This is a genomic window from Aurantiacibacter hainanensis (genome assembly GCF_036321025.1).
Lineage (GTDB): Bacteria > Pseudomonadota > Alphaproteobacteria > Sphingomonadales > Sphingomonadaceae > Alteraurantiacibacter > Alteraurantiacibacter hainanensis.
The window spans coordinates 1,416,917-1,439,582 of record NZ_JAZAPB010000001.1 but is presented as its reverse complement, the minus strand read 5'-3'; the positions used below and the strand labels follow the sequence as shown (position 1 = coordinate 1,439,582).

The window sequence follows — 22,666 nt, the reverse complement described above, 5'->3', positions numbered from 1 at the left end:
TCTTACTCGGCAGGCTGCGCCTCGGGGCCGGCGGGGTTCTCGTCCCCCGGCTTGTAGGTCAGCAGGCGTTCGCGCAGCCACGGGCCCAGCTTCTTTTCCAGGCCGTCGGCCAGGCTGAAGCCCGCAGGCACGATCAGCAAGGTCAGCAGGGTGGAAAGCAGCAGGCCGCCGATCACCACCGTGCCCATGGGTGCGCGCCAGGCGCTGTCGCCGGTAAGCGAGAGCGCGGTGGGCACCATGCCCGCGGTCATGGCGACGGTCGTCATCACGATGGGCTGCGCACGCTTGTGCCCGGCTTCGATGATGGCAGCCAACTTGCTGGCGCCCGCCTCCATTTCCTCGATCGCGAAGTCGATCAGCAGGATGGAGTTCTTGGCCACGATGCCCAGCAGCATCAGCATGCCGATGAACACCGGCAGCGATATCGGGTCGGGCTGACCGTTCTTGACGAGGCCGACGACGACCAGGGCCACGAAACCGCCAAGTGGCGCAAGAAACAGCGAGCCCATGTTCACCAGCGGCGAAACCAGTCGGCGATAGAGCAGTACCAGCACGGCAAAGACCAGCAGCAGGCCGGTGATAACCGCGACCACGAAGCTCTCGATCAGTTCGCCCTGCCATTCGTCGGCACCGACCGGCTGATTGGAAACGCCCGTCGGCAGGTTTTCCATGATCGGAAGGCTGTTGATGCCGTTGAGCACGTCGCCCCGCGCGACATTGGGGGCGATATCCACGCCCACGAACACGCGGCGGTTCTGGTTGTAGCGCTCGATCGAGGTCGGCCCCATGCCCAGCGAGATTTCGGCCACGCGGCTGAGGGGAACCGAACCGCCGGCAGCAGTCGGGACGGGCAGGTTCTCGATCGCGGAAAGGCTGCGACGGTCGTTTTCGGCGAGGCGCACGCGGATCGGGATCTGGCGATCGGACAGCGAGAACTTCGCCGCGTTCTGGTCGATGTCCCCCAGCGTGGCGATACGGATCGCCTGGCTCAGCGCGGAGGTGCTGACCCCGAGGCTGGCGGCGAGGTCCTCGCGCGGCTCGATGATCAGTTCGGGACGCTGCAGGTCGTAGTCGATGCGCGGGGCTACGGCGCCCTGCACCGTGGCCATCTGCTCGACCAGCGTGTTGGCCGTCTCGAACAGCAAATCGGGGTCGGAGCCGGAAAGCATGATCGAGATCGCCCGGCCAGTGCCGCCGCCGCCGCCCTGGTTGTTCTGGAAGTTGACGCGTGCGTCGGGAATGTCCTGCAGCACGGGCGTCAGCTCGCGCTCGAATTCCAGGCTGGTGCGCTCGCGGTCCTCGCTCAGCACCATGCTGATCCGTCCCGAGCCTTCGTTGGCGATACCCAGCGCCAGCGCGACTTCCTGCTCCTGGCTCAATCGCTCGGCGATCCGGTCCACCACCGCTTCGGTCTGCTCCAGCGTCGTGCCGGGCACCATGGAAATGGAAACGCGGCTGAAATCGCTGTCGTTGTCGGGGAAGAACTGCTGCGGCACGCTGCTGGCAATCACCACCGTCAGGCCCAGGGCGGCGACGCCTATCAGCATCATCCACACGCGGTGATCGAGGAAACGGGCGCCCAGGAAGCGTGCGCGCTGCGTGAAAGGCGTGGAGTAACCGTTGAAGCGCCCGACGATGAGGCCGACCACGAAGTTTGCGAGACCGCCGACGATGTAGGCGGGCACGGCCATCAGCAGGATGGTCGAGAGATCCGGGATCTCGAATCCGCCCGATGCCTCGGCGCCGGCCTGTGCGGCCATCGCCGCCTCTTCGCCGCCACCAAGCAGCTGCGGCAGGACCAGCAGGAGGAAATATCCGGTCACCAGCGCGGCAACGTGGAAGTACCAGCGCGTGGGGGCATGACCGATGCGCTCGCGCATTCTGGTAAAGGCCCTCGTGTCCAGCGACCAGCGCAGGACCTTCATGTAGCGGTCCATCATCGGACCCTCGCCATGCGCCGCCTGGCCCTTCGCCTTCAGGAAGTAGGCGGCGACCATCGGCGTTATCATGCGGGCCACGGCCAGCGACATCAGCACGGACACCACGACCGTCAGGCCGAAATTCTTGAAGAACTGGCCGGAAATGCCCGGCATCAGGCCCACGGGCAGGAACACGGCGACGATACAGAAGGTGGTTGCCACCACCGGCAGTCCGATCTCGTCCGCCGCGTCGATGGACGCCTGGTAGGCGCTCTTGCCCATGCGCATGTGGCGCACGATGTTCTCGATCTCCACGATGGCATCGTCGACAAGGACACCTGCCACCAGTCCGAGTGCGAGCAGCGAGAGCGTGTTGAGCGAGAAGCCCAGCAGGTCCATGAAATAGAAGGTCGGAATGGCCGACAGCGGGATCGCCAGCGCGGCGATGATGGTGGCACGCCAGTCGCGCAGGAACAGGAACACCACGACCACGGCCAGCAGCGCCCCTTCCACCAGCAGCGCCATCGAACTCTCGTACTGGTCCTTGGTGTAATCGACCTCGGTGAACAGGCGGGTGAAGGTCACGCCCGGATTTTCTTCCTGCACCTGCTCCAGCACTTCAACGGCATCGTCGTAGACGCGCACGTCGCTCTCGCCGCGGGCGCGGGTGATGGAGAAGGTGACGACCTGCTTGCCGTCCACCTTCGCCACGGTGCGAATTTCGCCATAGCTGTCCTGCACGCGGGCGATGTCGGAAAGCTTGATCGACCGACCGCCGCCCAGCGCAATCTGGGTCTGCGAGAGTTCGTAGGCATCTTCGGCGTTGCCGAGCACGCGCACCGACTGGCGCGAACCGGCGATCTCGGCCTGCCCGCCTGCCGCGTTGAGGTTCAGCTGGCGCAGGGCGTTGTTCACCTGGCTGGCAGTGACGCCCAGAGACTGCATCCGGCCGGGATCGAGGATGACGAGAATTTCGCGGTCCACGCCGCCGCTGCGGCGCACCTCGGCAAGGCCCTCTACCGTCAGCAGCCGCTTGGTCACCGTGTCGTCGATGAACCAGCTGAGCTGTTCTAGGGTCATGTCGTCGGCGGAAACGCCGAAGGAGACGATGGGCTGCGAACTCGTCTGCTGTTTGAACACGCGCGGTTCGAGGATGCCGTCGGGCAATTCGCCGCGGATGTTGTCGATCTCGCTTTTGACCTCGTTGGTCGCCTCGGCAATGTCGGTGCCAAGGGCGAATTCGATGACGGTCTGCGAATTGCCCTCGGAGGCGGTGGAGCGGATGGTTTCCACCCCGTCGAGCGTCTGCACGGCCGCTTCCACGCGCTGGGTAATCTGGTTCTCGACCTCGGGCGGGGCGGCGCCGGGCTGCGAGATGGAAATGATGACCACCGGGAATTCGATGTCCGGCTGGTCCTGCACGTCCATGTCCTGAAACGCGAAGATGCCCGCCATCATCAGCCCGATGAAGGCCAGGATAGGAACGATCGGATTGCGGATCGACCAGGCGGAAATCTGGTTCAGGTTCATTTGCGGCGCCCTATTGTGCCGATTGGGTTACAGGGCGCACTTCATCACCCTCGGTCAGGAAGCCACCGGCGCGAAGCACGACGCGTTCATTGCCGGTGAGGCCCGAAGCCACGGCGATACCTTCGTCGCTGATCATGCCGATTTCCACCGGGCGTCGCACGACGGTGTTGTTCTCGTCGACGATATAGACGTAGCTGCCGCGATCGTCCGACAGGATGGCGCTCTCGGGCAAACGCGGGGCAACCACGGTCTCGCTCGCCAGCGCGATGCTGGCAAAGCCGCCCGGACGCAGCGCGGGATCGTAACCCATCGCGCAGCGGGCCGTGCCCTGGCGCGTCTGCTCGTCGATGACGGGCGATTTCTGCCACACGGTGCACTCGAACTGCTCGTCGGAGCCGACGGGCGTGACAGTGCCGACAGCGCCGACCGAAACCGAATCGAGCTCGACTTCGCCGATGCGTGCCAGCAGCTCCATCTCGCCGCCGCGAGCAATGGTGAAGAGCGCGCCCGCGCCCGGGCCGACGACCTGGCCCGGCTCCACTTCACGCGTGAGCACGAGGCCTGCGGCCGGGGCCACGATATTGAGCTGGGCATTGCGAGCGCGACGCTCGCCAAGCTGTGCGCGGGCCACTTGGACGCGCGCCACTGCGGCATCGCGCGTGGCGGTGAGACGATCGATGTCGGCCTGGCTGATGAAACCTCGCTCCACCAGCTGCAACGCACGGTCGAGATTGGCCCGGGCCAGGTCTGCATCCGCCTCGGCGACCTCGATCTGCGCTGCCTGAGCGCTTTCCTGCTGGTTCTGCACCGAACGATCGATCACGGCGAGCACCTGGCCTGCGCGTACCCAGTCGCCCGCTTCGACCGGCACCGAGACGACCCGGCCACCTTCGCCGACGACACCGACCGGCATTTCGCGGCGTGCAGCCAGCGTGCCGGTTGCATTGATGGTGCCCTGCAGCGTGCCTGCACCGGGTGCCAGCACGGTGACCGCAGGCGTGCTTGCTTCCTCGGAAGGCGCAAACGGGGTTTCTTCCTCACCACCCGACAGCATAAGGGCCGCGATCAGCGCGCCGCCGATCACGATCGCCAGGACAATCCACATCTTCTTGCGGCGCTGGGTGGCCGCGTCGGCCTCGTCTTCGCTATCCAGCGGGACGCGATCCTCGGTGTCCGAGGGGTCGACTCGGGTTTCGTAGTTCATCGGCACCATGCCTCTTTATGCGCACGCCACACGTTACCATAGGCGGCAAACGGGCGCGACCGGCCCCTTTGGCCGTGCCCGCGCGCCATAGACTGTTGTTGGTGCACTGCGCAATGCGCCCATCTGCCAAGGCCCGATGGTCTCCGATGAAACGTTCCCGCACATACAGCGAAAGGGGCGGAAAGACTGGCTTTCCGCCCCTTTGCGGCGAATTGTAATATTTTGTCGTTCAGCCGGTCAGCGCACCCTGCCGCGCTGCACGAGGTTGACGATCGCCAGCAGGACGATGGCGCCCAGCAGGCTCATCAGCAGACCCGGAATGCTGAATTCGGTCAGCGTGGGAGCAACCCCCACCAGCGCACCGATCCAGCGTCCGATGAGCGACCCGATCAGGCCGACCACGATATTCCAGAAGATGCCCATCGATGCATCGCGGTTCATGATCATGCTGGCGATCCAGCCGATGATACCGCCGACGATAATTGCGATAATCCAACCCATAACCTTTTACCTCCTTCGACACCCCATGGAGGGGATACGAAAGAGAAAACGCCGCCGATGCGGCGACGTTCCGGGCGATCTTCGGCGAGGATGTCCTGGAAGGCCCGCTGGCGGGCGTCCCGTCAGTACTTCAGCTGGCGTTCGTAGAGGTCGCGATAATGCTGGATACGGGTGACGCGCAGGCCCTGCATGCCGGAACGGTCGACCGCACGCTGCCAGCCGGCGAATTCCTCGAGCGTCAGATTATAGCGCTCCAGCACCTCGTCGATGGTCAGCAGACCACCGTTCACCGCGGCCACGACCTCGGCCTTGCGCCGCACGACCCAGCGCTTCGTCTTGGGCGAAGGCAGGTCGTCAATGGTAAGCGGCTCTCCCAGTGGGCCGATGACCTGCGCCGGACGGATTTTCTGGTTCTCGATCATGTATTTCCTCGGGTGGCCGGTGTCTCGCGGTCAGCGCGTGAATTGCGTTCTGCCGCCCGGCGTTTGCCATTGCCTAAACCGTCATGGTTAACATCGGGTTCGTCATGCGTGCGGCGAGAGGTTTCGTGCTGCGAAGCGATGTGCCTGGCGGACTCCGCGTCGAAGCTGGCCAGCGTGGCCTCGTCGCTCTCTGCCAGTTCGGCACGCAGTTCGCGCGCAGCGGAAAGCCGGGCCACGAGATCGCCCCAGCTCATCTCGCACAGGTCTTCGTCCACCAGCCGGCCAGCCGCGGAATCGCGCGAGTCGTGCGTAGGAGGCAGTTTCCCTTCGAACATGTCGATTGCAATTAGCGTGCAAGCGTCAAGATCGGGTAAAGCCCGCCTTAACCGAATATTCGTCGGGACATTGGGGGTTTTGCCTACGGGCGGCGAGGTGTATGCGCGCTCGCGTCATGTCCAGCATCGCCGACTTTCCCCTTTCGGTTAACGCCGAGGAGCTTTTCGACCTGCCGCGCCCGGCTGCGGAGTGCCGTATCGTCGTGGCCATGTCGGGCGGCGTGGACTCGTCCGTGGTGGCGGCGCTTGCGGCGCGAACCGGGGCCGAGGTGATGGGCATAACGCTGCAGCTGTACGATTACGGCGCGGCCACGGGGCGCAAGGGAGCCTGCTGCGCCGGAGACGATATCCACGACGCCCGGATGGTCGCCGACCGGCTGGGGATCGCGCACTACGTCTTCGATCACGAAAGCGCCTTCCGCGAGGACGTGGTCGAGACCTTCGCCGACGAATATCTCGCCGGGCGCACGCCGATCCCGTGCATCAGGTGCAACATGGGCCCGAAGTTCACGGACCTGCTGCGCATGGCAAGAGAACTGGGGGCCGATTGTCTCGCCACCGGCCATTACGTACGCCGCGTCGCGGGGGAGCACGGGCCGGAATTGCACCGCGCGCTCGATCCGGCGCGGGACCAGTCCTATTTCCTCTATGCCACGACGGAAGAGCAGCTGGATTTCCTGCGCTTTCCCCTGGGCGGGCTTCCGAAGACGGAGGTGCGCGCGATTGCCGAGGAATTCGGCCTGCGCGTCGCCAACAAGCCGGACAGCCAGGACATCTGCTTCGTGCCCGACGGTGACTACGCGAAGATCGTCAAGGCCATGCGCCCGGAAGGCGGCCGCGCCGGCGAGATCGTCCACGCGGAAAGCGGAGAGGTGCTGGGCCGGCATCCCGGGATTATTCACTACACCGTCGGCCAGCGCCGGGGGCTGGAGATCGGGGGGCAGGCGGAGCCCCTCTACGTGGTCGGCCTCGATGCCGAGGAGGCGAAAGTGCTGGTGGGTCCCAGGCGGATGCTGGCCGTTCGGTCCGCTGAAGTGATCGAAACCAATCGCATCGGCCCGGTGCCCGAAGGCCCCCTGACCGCCAAGGTGCGCTCCATGGCCAAGCCGGTGCCCGTCACCTTGAGCGGATCACTGGGCGATGGAGCCACGGTGACTATCGCCTTCGAACAGCCCGAGTATGGCGTTGCGCCGGGACAGGCCGCCGTGATCTATGCCGGAGACCGCGTAATCGGCGGCGGGTGGATAGAGAAAACCGCGAAGGCCTAGCCTTCCCACTCCTCGAGCACGCAGCCGTAGCCCTCGCGATAGGTTGCCGTCGCGCTTTCCACCAGCGGAACGCTGGCCGTAACGCTCTGGTTTGCCTCGTCCTGGCTCAGCCAGATGGCACCCATGCCGGCCAGCAGGTCGTCCTTGCACTGGCCCGGCTCCCGCCCGCCTATATAGCGACAGGAACACACGTTCTTGGCGGCATAGCCGGTGCCGATCCGGGAAAACCCTGCAATTCTCTCGCCGTAGATCCACGTCACCGCGCCGCCGATCGCGATCAGCGCGACCAGCAGTTTGAGCCACGGGATACGGCGTTTGCTAACAGCCTGATTTGCGGTTGCCATTTGCGGAGTCCTGCAGGAAAGGGGGTGCGCCGATGTCGCGCCACGCCTCCCCTAGCCGCCCGCCTGCCCGCTCGCCAAGTGTCTTGGCGCTCGCCCTGTCGTTCATGCTGCTCGCTTCGTGTGCGCAGGACGGTCCGCCACCCGAACCGCCCCTGCCGCCAGAGGCGCTGGAAGCGGTTTCGGACGATCCCGGCGTGCCGCGCGAAAGCCTGGCGCGCCAGGTCGACGATCTGTTCAGCGCCGAGGACATTGGCGAAACCCGTGCCCTGCTGGTGCTCCACGGCGGAGAGGTCGTGGCGGAGCGATATGGCGAGGGCTACGGCCCGGATATCCGCTTTACCGGATGGTCCATGTCGAAGAGCGTCACCGCCGTGCTGCTGGGCATGATGGTGGCCGACGGCCGGCTTGCGCTGGACGATCCCGCGCCCGTCGCGCTGTGGCAGCGCCCCGGCGATCCGCGCAGCGAGATTACCCTGCGTCACCTGCTGCAGATGCGATCAGGCCTGCGCCACCGCGAAGGGCAGGAGCCGGCCTATACTTCGGACGAGGCGCGGATGCTGTTTCTCGACGGGCGCGACGACATGGCGGGGTGGGCCGAAGCGCAGACGCTGGAAGACGAACCCGGCACGACGTTCAGGTACTCGACGGCCAGCACGCTGATCCTGTCCGATATCGCCACGGACACGATTTCTTCGGGCGATGCACCCGATGCGCGGCAGCAGGCGATGGCAGAATTCGTCGATTCGCGCCTTGCCGTTCCGCTGGGCATGGATTCGCTCACGGGGGAATACGATGCCAGCGGTACGCTGGTGGGCGGCAGCAATTTCTGGGCAACGGCGCGCGACTGGGCTCGGTTCGGCGAATTCCTGCGCAACTACGGCTCCGTCGCCGGTGCCCAGATCGTGCCGCGCGGCTGGATCGAGTTCATGCGCCGCTCCAGCCCGGCCTCGCCCGACTATGGCGCGCAGCTGTGGCTGAACCATCCATCGGGCGGCGATCGCGATGTCCTGTTCGATGGCGCGCTGGGCGAAGACCTCTTCGCCGCCATCGGACACCTCGGCCAGTACGTGATCGTGTCACCCGACCGGCGGCTGACCGTGGTGCGCCTCGGCCAGACCGACGGGGATTCGCGCGACCGGCTGGTGGACGAATTGCAGGATATCGTGGCGCTCTACCCTTCCAGGTAGAACCGCCCCTCCACCACCGTCACGCAGTCGCCCGCAAGGACCGCGCGGTCGCCCTCGAGGCGGCACACGGCATGGCCGCCGCGCTGCGAGGCCTGGAATGCGGTGAAGCTCTCGCGTCCCAGACGCTCGGTCCAGAAAGGCGTCAGAACGGCGTGGGCCGAGCCGGTGAAGCTGTCTTCATCGACGCCTCCGCCGGGCACGAAATTGCGGCTGATCACGTCGGTTTCCTTGCCGGGTGCCGTGCAGATGAACTGGTCCTCGCCCAGCTTGGCCAGTCCGCGCAGATCGGGGTCAAGCGCACGGATCGCGGCGGCGTCCGCGAACAGGAAGATGTTGTAGCCATCCTCGTTGCGCCAGGTTTCCAGCGGCTCGGCCCCAAGCAGGTCGGCAGCCTCGGGGTACTCGCTTCTGGTCGTCGGGATTGCAGGCAAGGCCAGTTCGTAGCCTTCGGCGGCCCTGCGCACCTCCAGTATGCCGGCCTTGCGGGTCGAGAAGGTCACCGCTTCGCGCCCCTCCGCCCGCGACAGGATCACGTGGCCCGATCCCAGCGTGGCATGGCCGCACAGGGCCACTTCGACCGTGGGCGTGAACCAGCGCAGGGCATAGTCCGCATCCCCCTCACGGGTTTCGACGAGAAAAGCCGTCTCGGCGAACATGTTTTCCTCGGCGATGGCCCTCATGGTCGCATCGTCGGGCCACTTGTCGACGATCACCACTGCCGCCTGGTTGCCGCTGAACGGCTTCGAGGCAAAGGCATCGACGTGCCAGTACGGAATTGATCTGCGGCTCATTCGTCATCCTTCAGTTGCGCGAATTCATTGGTCTCGACGAGCGAATTGCCGGGTTCGTCCACGTGGCCCACGGGATCGATGTGGATCAGCAGTTCGAGGCCGGGAAAGCGGCGGCAGAGGTCTTCCTCGACGCGGTCGATGATGGCGTGCGCCTCCTCCACCGTCATGCGGCCGGGCAGGTCGACGTGGAACTGCGCGAAATCGTGATGCCCGCTGGTGCGCGTGCGCAGGTCGTGCAGGTTGGAAAGCTCAGGGTGATCGGCGGCCGCCTCCACGAAGGCGCGGCGCTTTTCCTCCGGCCACTCGCGATCCATCAGGTGGTCGATCGCTTCCATCGAGGACTGCCAGGCGTTCCACAGCAGCCATCCGGCGATTGCCAGGCCGAACAATGGATCGGCCCGCGCGAAGCCCAGGTACTGGTCGAGCACAAGCGCCGCGATCACGGCCAGATTCAGGAACAGGTCCGACTGGTAGTGCACGGAATCGGTTCGTATGGCGACCGAACCGGTGCGGCGGATCACGTAGCGTTGCCAGGCGATGAGAGCGAAGGTCGCCGCGATGGCGATCACGGAAACGATGATGCCCTGCTCTGCGGCCCGGGTTTCCCCGCCCTCGATCAGGCGCTGGATGGCCCGAAAGCCGATAGCGCTGGCGGAAAGCACGATCAGGATGATCTGGAACATCGCCGCCAGCGATTCCGCCTTGCCATGGCCGAACCGGTGATCCTCGTCGGCAGGCTGCGCTGCAACCCAGACGCCCACGAGGGTAGCCATGCTCGCCACGAAATCGAGCGCGGTATCGGCGAGGCTGCCCAGCATGGCGGTGGAGCTGGTCTGCCACACGGCCCACAGCTTCAGCGCGCCGAGGAACAGCGCGGTGCCCATCGAGGCAAGGGCCGCACTGCGGGTAAGGGAGGCCCGCTCCTGACTCACGGATAGAGCAGGGTGCTGGACCAGTCGTCACCCTCTCCGGAGCGGACGAACCGGCGGCGCTCGTGCAGGCGGTTGGGCCTGTCGAGCCAGAATTCCATCGCGCCGGGGGAAAGGCGAAAGCCCGTCCAGTGGGATGGGCGCGGCACTTCGCCCTCGTCCTCGTAAGCCGCGCGCAGCTCGGCGACACGCGCCTCGTAGGTGGCGCGCCGGTCCAGCGGGCGGGACTGGTCGCTGGCGGCGGAGCCGACCTGGCTGACGAAAGGCCGGGAATGGAAATAGTCATCGGCTTCCTGCTGGGTCACTTCGGCCAGCGGACCCTCGATGCGAATCTGGCGGCGCAGGCTCTTCCAGTGAAACAGCAGGGCCGCCTGCGGGTTCGCCAGGATCTCGCCGCCCTTGCGGCTCCCGGCATTGGTATAGAAGACGAAGCCCCGTGCATCGTGGCCCTTGAGCAGCACCATGCGCACCGATGGCGCTCCGTCGGGTGTTGCCGTGGCCAGCGCCATGGCGTTGGGATCATTGGGTTCGCTCGCCTTCGCCTCGGCAAACCACGCCTCGAACAGGGCGAAGGGATCGTCCACGGGAATGGCATTGGCATCGGCAGTCATGGAAGCAGGGATTAGTCCCGGTTAGGGCCGGTTGAAAGGCCCTGCTTGCCAAATATCATTGCCTTACCTAGCTAACACACCATGGCCGATCCCTATTCCACCCTCGGTATTAGCCGCAGCGCGAGCGAGAAGGACATCAAGTCCGCCTATCGCAAGCTCGCGAAAGAGCTGCATCCGGACCGCAACAAGGACAACCCGCAGGCCGCCGATCGCTTCGGGAGGGTGACGCAGGCCTACGACCTGCTGTCCGACAAGGACAAGCGCGCCCGTTTCGATCGCGGCGAGATCGATGGCGATGGCAATCCCACCAGCCCCTTCGGTCACGGGGGGTTCGGCGGCGGGTTCGGAGGCGGTCGCCCCGGTGCCGGCGGCAGCCATTCCTCGCGCGATTTCCAGGGTTTCGGTGGCGGCGACGAGATGGACCTCGGCGACCTGTTCGAAGGCCTCTTCGGTCGCAATGGCGCGCGCGGCGCGCGGGGCGCCGGAATGAACCCCAACATGGGTGGCGGCATGGGCGGCCAGCAGGGTTTCCGACGTCCGCCTCCACCTCCGCCGCAGAAAGGCGCGGATATTCGCTACAAGCTGGCAGTCTCCTTCGTCGATGCGGCGACGCGAGCCAAGCAGCGCATCACGCTGTCCGACGGCAAGACGATCGATCTTTCGCTTCCCGAGGGCGTGGAGGACGGCACCACCATGCGCCTCAAGGGCAAGGGCCGCCAGGGGCCCGGGGGCAATGGCGACGGTATCGTGGTGGTGAACGTGCAGCCCCACCCATTCTTCTATCGCGAGGGCGACGACGTGCGGGTGGACCTGCCGATCACGCTCGACGAGGCCGTGAACGGCGCGAAAGTCAAAGTGCCCACGGTCGATGGACCGGTCATGCTCACGGTCGGCGCCGGCTCCAGCTCGGGCAAGGTCCTTCGCCTCAAGGGCAAGGGTTTCAGCAAGAAGGGCGGGACGCGCGGCGACCAGCTGGTGACCCTGGAAATCCAGTTGCCCGACGATACCGAGGAACTCGCCAAGAAGCTGAAAGGGTGGAAGGACGCCGGCAATCCGCGCGAACATATGGGGCTGTAATTCCAGCAGCTTGACCCGCCGCCGCTCGACACGGCCCGCCATAGTGTTAGATACACTCCGCAATGGCCCCTCCCGGCATCAGAGACAAGGACCGAGCACCGGGTCCGCCGAAGCGCAACTTTTCCCCGGAGGCGCGCCGCCAGGCGGCGGTCGAGCAACGGGGAAAGCTGGCCCAGTGGCGCGGTTCGCTGGGTATCGGGGACAGGGCCTGGGAAGTCACGAAGCGCGTGGTGGTCGGCTGCTTCAACGACGGCCTGATCCATGCGGGCAACCTCGCCTACATGTCGGTTCTGGCCATCTTCCCGTTCTTCATCACTGCCGCCGCGATCTTCTCCGCCATCGGCGAGGAGGGGGAGCGCGCAGCTACCATCAACGCCATCCTCACCGCCCTTCCGCCCGTGGTGGGCGAGGTGATCGGCCCCGTTGCGCGCAACGTGGTGGAGGCGCGCAGCGGCTGGCTGCTGTGGGTCGGAGGTCTTTTCGGCCTGTGGACCGTGGGCAGCCTGGTGGAAACCATCCGCGACATCCTGCGGCGCGCCTACGGCACCCGTCCGACACACGCGTTCTGGAAATACCGCCTGTTCTCCACCGGCATCATCATCGTCGCGGTGCTGATGCTGATGACATCGCTGCTGGCGCAGGTGATGATCGGTACGGCGCAGGAGGTGATCTCCGCATATTTCCCCGATCTGACCCAGGCGCTGGGACGCCTGGCCTGGTCGCGGATCGTGCCGGCCATCGGCCTGTTCGGATCGATCTACCTGCTGTTCTATGCCCTGACCCCGCACAGCTATCGCCACCGGCGCTACCCCAAGTGGCCGGGCGCCTTGCTGGTCACCGGCTGGTGGATCGCGGTGACGATCGCCTTGCCGCCGGTGCTCCGCAGCGTGTTTTCCTACAACCTGACCTACGGATCGCTGGCCGGCGTCATGATCGCGCTTTTCTTTTTCTGGCTGGTGGGCTTAGGGATGGTGGCGGGCGTCGAACTGAACGCCGCCCTTGCGGAAACGCCGGAGGAAGAGCGCGAACGCAAGCGGCAGGAAAACCCCGACGATGACGGGGATACGCAGAATACGGAGGAAACCGTCGCATGACCGGATTGATGGCAGGCAAGAAGGGCCTGATCATGGGCCTCGCCAACGACAAGTCGCTGGCCTGGGGGATTGCCAGGAAACTGCACGAAGCGGACGCGGAAATGGCCTTCTCCTACCAGGGCGAGGCGCTGAAGAAGCGTGTCGGTCCGCTCGCCGAGCAGGTGGGCAGCGACTTCCTGATCGAATGCGACGTTTCCGACATGGACGCGATGGACAAGGCCTTCGCGGAAATCGAGCAGCGCTGGGGGAAGCTCGACTTCCTGGTTCACGCCATCGGCTTTTCCGACAAGAACGAACTGCGCGGGAAATACGTCGATACCAGTCTCGACAACTTCCTGATGACGATGAACATTTCCGCCTACTCGCTGGTGGCCGCGGCAAAGCGCGCGCGCCCGCTGATGAGGGATGGCGGCAGCATCGTGACCCTCACCTACTATGGCGCCGAGAAGGTGGTGCCCCACTACAACGTGATGGGCGTGGCCAAGGCCGCGCTGGAAACCAGCGTGCAGTACCTCGCGAACGATCTTGGGCCGGAAAACATCCGCGTCAACGCGATCAGCGCCGGGCCGATCAAGACGCTGGCGGCAAGCGGGATCGGCGATTTCCGCTACATCCTGAAGTGGAACGAGTTGAACGCCCCGCTTCGCCGCAACGTCACCATCGAGGACGTGGGCGGTGCCGGGCTCTACTTCTGCTCGGACCTCTCGTCGGGCGTGACGGGTGAGACCCATCACGTCGATGCGGGTTATCACGTGGTGGGCATGAAGCAGGAAGACGCGCCCGATATCGCGCTCACCTAGGCTGCGCCGGGGGTCTTAGCAGGCTTTTTAACTGCGGGGCCGCCGCCGCCGTAGTGCAGCGGCTCCCATCAGTCCGAGCGGCCTCAGCCTAGGCGCCGGGTTCCGCCGGGGGCGGCGCGGCATCCAGTGGCACCGGTCCGTCGTCATCGTCGAAGCTGGGCGGCGGAAGGTCGCGCGGCGGGATCCGTTCGGGATCGACGACGGTAGCGGGCGGCGCGGAGGGATCCACCTCCTCACCCGGAATCGGTACGCTCTGGGCCTGACGGCGACGTTCGAACTCGGCTTCTTCCAGTTCCTCGACCCGCGTCTGCGTGGCGGCGGCTTCGGCATCGATCGTGGCAAGGCGTTCGGCGCGCTCCTCGGCGATCAGTTCGGCAAAGCGCACGTCGCTGGAGCTTGCACGCTCCGCGTATGCGGCCTCGATCATTTCCATCGTGCAGCCAAGGTCGCCCCCGGCGCCCACGGGCGTACAGCTCAGCGGACCAAAGTCGCCGACGGCTTCCAGAGCCAGCGCGCGCTGCGTCCAGCTCTCGTTCTCGGGCGAATCGCTGCTGCGCAGGCGCGGCGGGATGCGATAGCGTTCGCTCTCGTCCAGCCGGGCGCAGACGGTGATCGTATCGCCGGAACTCTCGGGGCACTCGTCATCGCCGAAGATGATGACCTGGTTCACACGATCGCCAGCGTCGTCCTGAGCGGCGGCGGGGGTTGCGGCCAGGCCGGCAGCAATGGCGGCAGTGGCAGTCAGGGCAAGCAGGCGATGCATCGTGGAACCTCGTATTTCGTGTCTCGCGCATTTGGCGCGCACGGTGTTGAACGCATGATGAAGAGGCAATGTTTCAGATCTTCTCGGAAATGCGGATGGCGGCCTTGCATCCCAGCCGGATCGCTGCCGACAGCAGCGGATAGCCCGGCGCCTTTTCCGCGCCCGACGCCAGCGCCGCGTCGCGATGCTCGCGCTCGTCCTCGCGGAAGCGGTGGATCATGTCGGCAAGCTCGGGGTCGTCGCCGTCGCGCTCCAGCTCGTCCAGCTGGCGGGAATAGTGCTTGTCGATCTCGGTCTCGACCGCCGCGGTGCACGCCATGGCGGCTTCGGGCCCCAGCAGGGCGGTGCCGACGCCAAGGGCGTAGCCCGCAACGTTCCAGAACGGCTGCAGCGCGGTGGGGCGAACGCCGCGCTTGGCCAGCAGTGCATCGAATTCCGCGCGGTGGCCTGCTTCCTGCTCGGCCATGCCGCGAATTTCCGCCGAATGAGGACCGCGATCACCCATCACCGCCAGTTGCCCGGCATAGATGCGGGTGGCACCGAACTCGCCCGCCTGATCGACGCGGATCATCACGGAACGGTCCTTGGTCATGCGGTCTTCTCCTTGGCCAGCAGCAATACCCATATGGCGATTGCGCCGCCGATGGAAAGCAGCGCGTTCCAGCCAGCCAGCGAGATGCCCAGGAATGTCCATGCCGCCTCGTCGCAGCGGACGAAATCCAGCGAGAAGGGGTCGCTGACGGTGCAGCCCAGCGGGCTTTCCCACCAGCCGTACTCCACGCCCGCATGAAAGACCCCGATCAGGCCCGATACCGCAATTGCCAGCCCAGCCAATCCGATCCAGAGCCGTTTCGGACCGGCGACGGTAGACAGGAGCGCAAGGCCGACCGCCGCGAAATGCGGGTAGCGCTGCCACCAGCACAGCTCGCACGGAAACAGGCCGAAGCCGTATTCGGAGATATAGGCGCCGGCAAGCAGCACTGCGGGAATGGCCAGCGCAAGGCGCTGTGCCAAACGGTCGGACATGGGAAGGGTGCGATTCATCAATCGCTTCCTAACCGCTCGTTCCCGCCTTGTCGAAGGGCTTGGCTGACCCGGTGCGCGCTACTGGCGCGCCGCGAGGTTCACGCCCGAGGTGCGACGCAGCGTGCGCACGGCATAGTCGAGCTGGAAGTCTTCGACGCCCATCTCCTCGAGCTCCGCCGCGGTGAGCTGGAAACGCGGATCGTCGAGGCGGTCGCGCTCGAGATTCTCGTCTTCCGCACCGATCTCGCCGACCAGGTGTCCGCGAAGGTCGCTCTCGCGCAGCGCCAGGCGCTGGCGACGCTCGGCATCGGGATCCGAAAGCTGGGGCACGCGGATATCCGGCTCGATCCCGCCTTCCTGCACGCTGCGGCCCGAGGGCGTGTAATAACGCGCGGTCGTCAGCTTGAGCGCGGCATCGCTGCTGAGCGGCAGGAGCGTCTGCACGCTGCCCTTGCCAAAGCTGCGCTCTCCCATCACCAGCGCGCGGCGGTGATCCTGAAGCGCGCCCGCGACGATCTCGCTGGCGGAGGCCGAGCCTTCGTCGATCAGCACGATGATCGGCAGGCCGGGCGCGACATCGCCGCGATAGACGGTCTCGGCATCGTAGTAGATGGTCTCGCGGCGCGAGCGGCCGCGCTGCGACACGATCTGCCCCTCGGCAAGGAACAGGTCGGAAAGGGCGACGGCTTCGTCCAGCGAACCGCCCGGGTTGCGGCGCAGGTCGAGAACCAGGCCGGTCAGGCGACCGGTCGCCTGCTCCTGCAATTCGCGCAGACCCTTGCGCACGTCGGCGCCGACGTCGGCGGAAAACTCGTTGACGCTGATGTGGCCGACATTGCCGTCCATCAGTTCCCAGGTCACCGGCTCAAGCTCGATCACGCCGCGCGTCACGGTGACGTCGAAGCTGTCCTCGCGTCCCGGGCGGAAGATCGTCACCTCGATATTGGTCCCGGCAGGGCCGCGCATCTGGGCAACCGCGTCGTTCAGTTCCTGGCCGTAGATCAGGCCGCCGTTGATGTGGGTGATGTAGTCGCCGGCCTTGATGCCGGCACTTTCCGCGGGACTGCCGCGGAAGGGCGACACCACCTTCACGGCGCCGTCTTCCATCTGCACCGAGATGCCCAACCCCTGGTAATTGCCGTCGATCATGGTCGTCAGGCGTTCCAGCGCAGGGCCGTCGAGATAGGCCGAGTGCGGATCGAGCGAGGCAAGCATGCCGTCGATCGCGCCGCGGATCAGCGTTTCATCATCCACCGGCTCCACGTAGCTCGCCTTGATCCGCTGGTAAGTGGCGAAAAGCTTGGCGAATTCGGGAGAGGCGCGCCCTTCCACCTGCGCGATCGCGGCAGTGGTGGCGGGCACGAGCGCGACAGCCGTACACAATGCGGCGGCGCGGATGGCGGATGCAAAGTTCATATATTCAGCGTCCTCGGCACGGAGGTAGTCCCATGTTTCATTTATCGCATAGGCGGGCTTAACGCCAGATGAGGCGAAAACACCGCCCCGAAACGGGAATTTCCCAGCCGTTACCCGGTGTGGCGCAGCGGGTTCACGGGATCGCCATTGTGGCGTAATTCCAAGGTTATGCTGGGGTTCGCGGGACCAGCCTTGCCCAGCGGGGCGCCGCTTCCGACCGTCTGCCCTACATCGACGTTGCTGCGCGCCAGACCTGTGAGGAGGCTGGTCCAGCCGTCGCCGTGCTCGATAATCACGATATTGCCATAGCCCTGATAGGGCCCGGCGAAGGCGATTCGCCCCGCCGCCGGGGCCACGACCTGCGCTCCGGGAATGGGGGCAAGGGTAAGGCCCTGGCTCGGCCCGGAGGCCTGCGGCGCGCCGAAGCCGGTCAGTGTGCGTCCGGTCACCGGAAGAATGTAGGGCGAGGGCGCACCGGCAGCCTGCGCAGGTTCGTCCGGCGCACGCACCGCGGCCGATTGCGCACCTTCGGGTCGGGCAGGGCGCAGACGCGGCCCCGGCAGCGCGGCAAGGCTCTGGCGAAGCTGGGCGGATCGGTCGAGTTCGGTCAGCAGTCCGTCGAGATCGCGAACGTCCTCGGCAAGGGCGAGAGCCCGGTCTGCCTCGCGACTGGCGGACCCGCCTGCAGCTCGCGCGGCGAGGCGCTGGCGCGTTTCGATATCGGCAAGCGCATCACGCCGCTCAGCCAGCGTCGCTTCCTCGGCCTGAAGCACCTGCGCCGCCGCCAGGGCCTCCCTGCGCAATTCGCGGCTGCGCTCGATGCGGTTTCGCAGTTCCCGCGTGTCCGCGCGCACCTCGGGCACGGTGTCGTGCAGCATGGCACGCAGATAGACCACGTCCTTCACGGAACCTGGCTGCATGATCGAAAGCGCCAGCGGGCGGCGCGAAAACTGTTGGAGGGCGGCGGTCAGCTCCACGACCGGCTGCTGCTCGCGCCCCAGCGTTTCACGCATCTGCGCGCGCTCGCGGTCGATCATGGCGATGCGGGCCTGCGCGGCGATGATACCAGATTCGGCCTGCTGGATACGGGCGGCAAGGGCTGCGGCCTGACGGGCGGCGCGCTCGGCGGCGTTCTGGGCAGCCTCCGCCTCTTCCTCGAACCGCTGGCTGCGCGCCTCGGCATTCTCGCGCTCGGCAAGGGCCTCCGCCAGCTCCGCCCGCATCTGCTCGGAACCGTCCGCCACAGGGGCGCGCTGGGCGAAAGCCGCCGCGGCGCAAAAGGCCAGGGAGCCCAGGAGAAGGATGGTGCGATGCATCTGCTGTTACCCTGCCCGATGATAGGGATGGCCTGCAAGAATGCTGGTGGCGCGGAAGAGCTGCTCCATCAGCATGGCGCGGGCCAGCAGGTGAGGCCAGGTGGCCTTTCCGAACGCAATGAGAAGGTCTGCCTCGTCCCGCTCCTGCCGCGAGTGGCCGTCTGCGGCGCCGATCACGAAGCGACATTCGCGCATGCCGTCGTCCCGCCAGCGTTCAAGGATTTTCGCGAAGTCTTCCGAACCCAGATCCTTGCCCCTTTCATCGAGCAACACGGTCCGGAAGGGAGTCTGAGGATCAGGAATTTGTCCGCCAGTTTCGGGAAGCTCAGTCAGCTTCAGTGGCCACTGGATGCGCTTGGCATAGCGTTCGACCAGCTCTTCCTCGGGGGAACGGGCAATTTTCCCGCGAGCGATGACATGCAACATCATGAGAAAGCCCTATCGGGCCACGGCAAGCGGACCGCAAGGCCGAACGGCCGCCCGCAGCTTGCCTGCGCGTCTGGCGAGAGCGCTCGCGCCGAGGCGCAAGCGCAGATCAACCTAGGCGGTGCCGGTCTGCACCTTCTTCTCGCCGTCCTCGCCGAAGCCCCACATCCTCTCGAGGTTGTAGAAGCTGCGGACTTCCGGACGGAACAGGTGGACGACCACGTCGCCAGCGTCGATCAGCACCCAGTCGGCTGCCGGAAGGCCCTCGATACGCGGGCTGGGTTCTCCGGCCTGCTTCAGCTTCTCCGCCAGCTTGTTCGCCATGGCGGCAACCTGGCGGGTCGAGCGACCCGAGGCGACGACCATGTGATCGGCGATGGAGCTCTTGCCTTCGAGCGGGATGGAAACGATTTCCTGTGCCTGGTCGTCGTCCAGCTGCTGAAGGATCATGGCGTGTAGAGAGCCGGGTTCGGCGGCGATGGTGGTTTCAGAATCAGACATGGAGATGATGGTGGCTGTTGCGGTGCTGTTGCCGTGTTCGGCGGAACGCGCAGGCGTTCCAGTATTGGCAGGTGTCATCGCGAAAGGTCATGCTCCGTATAAGGGGTGATGGACGAAAGCGTTCCGGGCCGGATGCCTCACGCGTCCGCCCTCCTGCCGGCTTCCCGGCCGTCTTCGTGTATGAGGGAATGCGTTATCTGGTCCCGGGGAGCTGGCCCGTCAAGGTCGTCTGCCCAGTGAGGATCCGCCCGGCGTATTTGTGTAGCCGAACGCGGATCGGGATCGAAACGCAGCTCTGTCAGCGCGGGAGCGCTCCATTCGCCCCGGTTGCGTAATCCGGCTGCGGGTAACCGGTAACGTCGCAGCCAGGCCTTTGCGGGGCTCGCAAGGGCAATATCATCATACCCGGGCCGGGCGATAACGGCAATGGGCATTTCCCGCGCAATCTGCCGCCAGTCCTTCCACCTGTGGAATTGGGCCAGGTTGTCGGACCCCATCAGCCAGACGAAATTGCGTCGTGGATAGCGGCGCTTGAGGGCGCGCAGGGTGTCGACGGTGTAGCGGGTGCCGAGTTCGCGCTCGATGGCGGTGACCCGGATCGGTGCGCGCCGGGCCATCGCCTGGGCCGATCGTACCCGTGCCGCCAGCGGCGCCATGCCCGCCCTGGGCTTGAGCGGGTTGCCGGGGGAAACCATCCACCACACCTCGTCCAGCCCCAGGGCGGCGATCGCAAACAGGGTGATGCGGCGATGGCCGCCGTGGGCAGGGTTGAAGCTGCCGCCCAGCAGGCCGGTAAGGCTTCGGCCCATCAGCTGGCGGCGCGGCGCGGCGAAACGCGGAAGCCGTGGCGATTCTCCTGCGACTTGAGCGCCCAGGCCGGATATTCATCGTCGAGCATGCCGATTTCATTCAGCGTGGCCAGCTCGTCCGAGGAAAGCTCGATATCGGTGGCTGCCAGGTTTTGTGCCAGTTGCTCCCTGCGCTTTGCCCCGATAATAACCGACGTGGTTACTTTCTGATGGAGCAGCCATGCGAGGGCTATCGCGGGAACGCTGACCTCGTGACGCTCGGCCATCGGTCGCATCGCCTCTACGGCGCGTGCCGCCAGGTGCTTGTCGGCCTTGGGAAAATCCAGCTTGGCGCGGCGCCCCTCTCCGCTGACATCGCCATCGTCACCGAAATCGTACTTGCCTGACAGGAGGCCGCCGAGAAGCGGGCTCCAGACCATCAGGCCCAGTCCCTCGGACAGCATCATCGGCACCAGCTCGCGCTCCAGTTCGCGACCGGTGACGGCATAGAGCGCCTGGTTGGAGACAAACTTGTCCCATCCGCGCCGCTCGGCGATGCCCAGCGCCTTGGCGATCTGCCACGCCGCCCAGTTCGACACGCCGATGTAGCGCGCCCGGCCCGACCGCACGATGTCCTCCATCGCGCGCAGGCCCTCTTCCATGGGTGTATGCGGATCCCACCCGTGGATCTGGTAGAGATCGACGTGGTCGAGTTGCAGGCGCTTCAGGCTGGCGTCGACCTGGTTCAGCAGGTGATAGCGCGAATAGCCGGAATCGTTCGGCCCCTCGCCCATCGGGCCCATGCCCTTGGTCGCAACCACCACCTGGTCGCGCGCCACGCCCACGTCGCGCAGTGCCTGGCCGACGTATCGCTCGCTCTGCCCCGCCGAATAGACGTTGGCGGTATCGAGAAAGTTGACCCCCGCATCCAGCGCCTGCTTCAGCAGGGCGGTAGAGCCGGCCTGATCGAGGTCGTGCTGGAAGAAAGCGGACGGTGCGGTACCGAATGTCATCGTGCCGAGGCACAGTTCCGAAACCACCAGTCCGGAATTGCCAAGCCGGTTATACCGCATGTCCGCCTCCCCCTGCCTGTTCGGCTATGGCCGGGCCTGTCCCTTGCCGCGTACCTGCCACTTGTAAGTCGTCAGGCCCTCCAGCGCGACCGGCCCGCGTGCATGCAGGCGGCCGGTGGCGATGCCGATTTCCGCGCCCAGTCCGAATTCGCCGCCGTCGGCGAACTGGGTGGAGGCGTTGTGCATCACGATGGCGCTGTCGACTTCGTTGAGGAAACGCTGTGCCGCCGCGTCATCATCGGTGATGATCGCCTCCGTATGGCCGGAAGAATGCGCGGCGATATGTTCCATCGCGGCGTCGATATCGTCGACGACCGCAACCGACAGGATGGCATCGAGATATTCGGTGTCCCAGTCCTCGTCAGTTGCTGGCTTCACGCGGCTGTCCAGCTTCTGCGCGCGCTCGTCGCCGCGCAGTTCGCAGCCCGCATCGGCGATGGCCTTCAGCACCTTCTCGCCTTCGCCGAAGTTCGCATCGATCAGCAGCGTTTCCATCGCCCCGCAAATGCCGGTGCGACGCATCTTGGCGTTCACCGCGATTTCGCGCGCCATGTCGGGATCGGCCTTGGAGTGGATGTAGGTGTGGCAGATGCCGTCGAGGTGGGCGAGCACCGGCACGCGCGCATCCTGCTGCACCCGCGCGACAAGGCCCTTGCCGCCGCGCGGCACGATCATGTCGACCAGGCCTGCCGCCTTCAGCATGGCGCCGACCGCCTCGCGGTCCTGCGTCGGCATCAGCTGGATGGCGTCGGAAGGCAGCCCTGCGGCTTCCAGTCCCTCGGCAAAGGCGGCGTGGAGGGCACGGTTCGAATGAATTGCCTCGCTACCGCCGCGAAGAAGCGCGGCGTTGCCCGAACGCAGGCACAGCGCCGCCGCATCGGCGGTGACGTTGGGACGGCTTTCGTAGATGATGCCGATCAGGCCGATAGGAATGCGGACCCGCTCCAGCCCGAAGCCCGAGGGGGCATCGCGCCGGTCGATGACCTCGCCGACCGGATCGGGCAGGCTGGCGACGTTCTCGATGGCGGAGGCGATGCCTTCCAGGCGCTCGTCATCCAGCTTCAATCGGTCGAGCATGGCCGGGGCGAGGCCGTTCGCCTTCCCTGCATCCATGTCCTTTGCATTGGCCGCGAGAATGTCGGCGGCGTTATTGCGGATGGCCTTGGCGGCGGCACGCAGCCCGGCTGCCTTTTCGGCGTCGCTCGCACGGGCCAGCTTGCGCTGCGCTGCGCGGCCCTTCACGGCCAAGTCCTCGATGAGGGTCGTGAAATCGGTCTTTTCGAGTGTGTCGGTAGTCATGCTGGCGCCTCTATCATGTGTGCGTGTGGCTGTCAGGACGAATCGC

General features: G+C 65.8%; 24 protein-coding genes. 5 read left to right on the top strand and 19 right to left on the bottom strand.

The features are described 5' to 3' along the window. Positions 1 to 2: 2 nt before the first annotated feature. The 5 genes from AAA989_RS07255 to AAA989_RS07235 all read right to left on the bottom strand — a co-directional run bounded on the left by AAA989_RS07255 (position 3) and on the right by AAA989_RS07235 (position 5,911). Complete coding sequence (locus tag AAA989_RS07255; protein ID WP_338242111.1) at positions 3 to 3,449, bottom strand: efflux RND transporter permease subunit; 3,447 nt, start codon at positions 3,447 to 3,449, stop codon at positions 3 to 5. 10 nt (positions 3,450 to 3,459) lie between these two features. Further along, entirely contained in the window at positions 3,460 to 4,653 is a 1,194-nt protein-coding gene (locus AAA989_RS07250) for an efflux RND transporter periplasmic adaptor subunit (protein WP_338242110.1), read from the bottom strand. 237 nt (positions 4,654 to 4,890) lie between these two features. Continuing rightward, entirely contained in the window at positions 4,891 to 5,154 is a 264-nt protein-coding gene (locus AAA989_RS07245; protein ID WP_338242109.1) for a GlsB/YeaQ/YmgE family stress response membrane protein, read from the bottom strand. A 122-nt stretch (positions 5,155 to 5,276) separates the two neighbouring features. Beyond that, positions 5,277 to 5,576 (bottom strand): CtrA inhibitor SciP, encoded by a 300-nt coding sequence (gene sciP / locus AAA989_RS07240; RefSeq protein WP_120076290.1) that lies wholly within the window; start codon positions 5,574 to 5,576, stop codon positions 5,277 to 5,279. Beyond that, on the bottom strand, positions 5,573 to 5,911 hold the full coding sequence (locus AAA989_RS07235) for a hypothetical protein (protein ID WP_338242108.1): 339 nt from the start codon (positions 5,909 to 5,911) through the stop codon (positions 5,573 to 5,575). The genes sciP and AAA989_RS07235 overlap by 4 nt, the downstream gene beginning before the upstream one ends. Before the next feature lie 116 nt (positions 5,912 to 6,027). Between AAA989_RS07235 and mnmA the strand changes: the two genes are divergently transcribed. Continuing rightward, positions 6,028 to 7,179, top strand: coding sequence for a tRNA 2-thiouridine(34) synthase MnmA (gene mnmA / locus AAA989_RS07230; RefSeq protein ID WP_338242106.1), 1,152 nt, complete (start codon positions 6,028 to 6,030; stop codon positions 7,177 to 7,179). Here the strand turns inward: mnmA and AAA989_RS07225 are convergent. Further along, positions 7,176 to 7,523: a hypothetical protein gene (locus tag AAA989_RS07225; RefSeq protein ID WP_338242104.1), complete on the bottom strand. Its 348-nt coding sequence runs from the start codon at positions 7,521 to 7,523 to the stop codon at positions 7,176 to 7,178. The two genes, mnmA and AAA989_RS07225, sit on opposite strands and share 4 nt — an antisense overlap. Before the next feature lie 83 nt (positions 7,524 to 7,606). Between AAA989_RS07225 and AAA989_RS07220 the strand changes: the two genes are divergently transcribed. Further along, positions 7,607 to 8,710: a serine hydrolase domain-containing protein gene (locus tag AAA989_RS07220; protein ID WP_338242103.1), complete on the top strand. Its 1,104-nt coding sequence runs from the start codon at positions 7,607 to 7,609 to the stop codon at positions 8,708 to 8,710. Here AAA989_RS07220 and AAA989_RS07215 read toward each other — a convergent pair. From AAA989_RS07215 to pdxH, 3 genes are read right to left on the bottom strand one after another with little or no spacing between them, the layout of a single operon-like run. Beyond that, a complete protein-coding gene (locus AAA989_RS07215; RefSeq protein WP_338242101.1) occupies positions 8,695 to 9,501 on the bottom strand; it encodes a PhzF family phenazine biosynthesis protein in 807 nt (268 codons plus the stop codon). The genes AAA989_RS07220 and AAA989_RS07215 overlap by 16 nt on opposite strands. Further along, positions 9,498 to 10,433, bottom strand: coding sequence for a cation diffusion facilitator family transporter (locus AAA989_RS07210; protein WP_338242100.1), 936 nt, complete (start codon positions 10,431 to 10,433; stop codon positions 9,498 to 9,500). Before AAA989_RS07210 ends, AAA989_RS07215 begins: the two co-directional genes overlap by 4 nt. Then, positions 10,430 to 11,041, bottom strand: coding sequence for a pyridoxamine 5'-phosphate oxidase (pdxH, locus tag AAA989_RS07205; RefSeq protein WP_338242099.1), 612 nt, complete (start codon positions 11,039 to 11,041; stop codon positions 10,430 to 10,432). Before pdxH ends, AAA989_RS07210 begins: the two co-directional genes overlap by 4 nt. Positions 11,042 to 11,122: 81 nt before the next feature. Here pdxH and AAA989_RS07200 point away from each other — a divergent pair, with 81 nt between their 5' ends. The 3 genes from AAA989_RS07200 to fabI all read left to right on the top strand — a co-directional run bounded on the left by AAA989_RS07200 (position 11,123) and on the right by fabI (position 14,012). Next, positions 11,123 to 12,118 (top strand): DnaJ C-terminal domain-containing protein, encoded by a 996-nt coding sequence (locus tag AAA989_RS07200; RefSeq protein ID WP_338242098.1) that lies wholly within the window; start codon positions 11,123 to 11,125, stop codon positions 12,116 to 12,118. Between the two features lie 62 nt (positions 12,119 to 12,180). Then, positions 12,181 to 13,212 (top strand): YihY/virulence factor BrkB family protein, encoded by a 1,032-nt coding sequence (locus AAA989_RS07195; protein ID WP_338242097.1) that lies wholly within the window; start codon positions 12,181 to 12,183, stop codon positions 13,210 to 13,212. After that, on the top strand, positions 13,209 to 14,012 hold the full coding sequence (gene fabI / locus AAA989_RS07190; RefSeq protein WP_338242096.1) for an enoyl-ACP reductase FabI: 804 nt from the start codon (positions 13,209 to 13,211) through the stop codon (positions 14,010 to 14,012). The genes AAA989_RS07195 and fabI overlap by 4 nt, the downstream gene beginning before the upstream one ends. 88 nt (positions 14,013 to 14,100) lie before the next feature. Here the strand turns inward: fabI and AAA989_RS07185 are convergent, their stop codons facing one another. The 10 genes from AAA989_RS07185 to AAA989_RS07140 form a co-directional block, all read right to left on the bottom strand. Then, entirely contained in the window at positions 14,101 to 14,775 is a 675-nt protein-coding gene (locus AAA989_RS07185) for a hypothetical protein (protein ID WP_338242095.1), read from the bottom strand. 73 nt (positions 14,776 to 14,848) lie between these two features. Beyond that, positions 14,849 to 15,367: a demethoxyubiquinone hydroxylase family protein gene (locus AAA989_RS07180; RefSeq protein WP_338242094.1), complete on the bottom strand. Its 519-nt coding sequence runs from the start codon at positions 15,365 to 15,367 to the stop codon at positions 14,849 to 14,851. Next, positions 15,364 to 15,801, bottom strand: coding sequence for a disulfide bond formation protein B (locus AAA989_RS07175; RefSeq protein ID WP_338242093.1), 438 nt, complete (start codon positions 15,799 to 15,801; stop codon positions 15,364 to 15,366). The genes AAA989_RS07180 and AAA989_RS07175 overlap by 4 nt, the downstream gene beginning before the upstream one ends. Positions 15,802 to 15,879: 78 nt before the next feature. Beyond that, complete coding sequence (locus tag AAA989_RS07170; RefSeq protein ID WP_338242092.1) at positions 15,880 to 17,217, bottom strand: S41 family peptidase; 1,338 nt, start codon at positions 17,215 to 17,217, stop codon at positions 15,880 to 15,882. Positions 17,218 to 17,327: 110 nt separating this feature from the next. Then, positions 17,328 to 18,533, bottom strand: coding sequence for a murein hydrolase activator EnvC family protein (locus tag AAA989_RS07165; RefSeq protein WP_338242091.1), 1,206 nt, complete (start codon positions 18,531 to 18,533; stop codon positions 17,328 to 17,330). A gap of 6 nt (positions 18,534 to 18,539) precedes the next feature. After that, positions 18,540 to 18,962 carry a 23S rRNA (pseudouridine(1915)-N(3))-methyltransferase RlmH gene (locus AAA989_RS07160; protein WP_338242090.1) on the bottom strand — a complete coding sequence of 141 codons (423 nt, stop codon included), beginning with the start codon at positions 18,960 to 18,962 and terminating at the stop codon, positions 18,540 to 18,542. A 111-nt stretch (positions 18,963 to 19,073) separates the two neighbouring features. Further along, on the bottom strand, positions 19,074 to 19,460 hold the full coding sequence (gene rsfS, locus AAA989_RS07155) for a ribosome silencing factor (RefSeq protein ID WP_338242089.1): 387 nt from the start codon (positions 19,458 to 19,460) through the stop codon (positions 19,074 to 19,076). Between the two features lie 137 nt (positions 19,461 to 19,597). After that, positions 19,598 to 20,269: a nicotinate-nucleotide adenylyltransferase gene (locus AAA989_RS07150; protein WP_338242088.1), complete on the bottom strand. Its 672-nt coding sequence runs from the start codon at positions 20,267 to 20,269 to the stop codon at positions 19,598 to 19,600. Then, positions 20,269 to 21,321: an aldo/keto reductase gene (locus AAA989_RS07145; protein WP_338242087.1), complete on the bottom strand. Its 1,053-nt coding sequence runs from the start codon at positions 21,319 to 21,321 to the stop codon at positions 20,269 to 20,271. The genes AAA989_RS07150 and AAA989_RS07145 overlap by 1 nt, the downstream gene beginning before the upstream one ends. Before the next feature lie 24 nt (positions 21,322 to 21,345). Then, positions 21,346 to 22,620, bottom strand: coding sequence for a glutamate-5-semialdehyde dehydrogenase (locus tag AAA989_RS07140; RefSeq protein WP_338242086.1), 1,275 nt, complete (start codon positions 22,618 to 22,620; stop codon positions 21,346 to 21,348). Positions 22,621 to 22,666 lie beyond the last annotated feature (46 nt).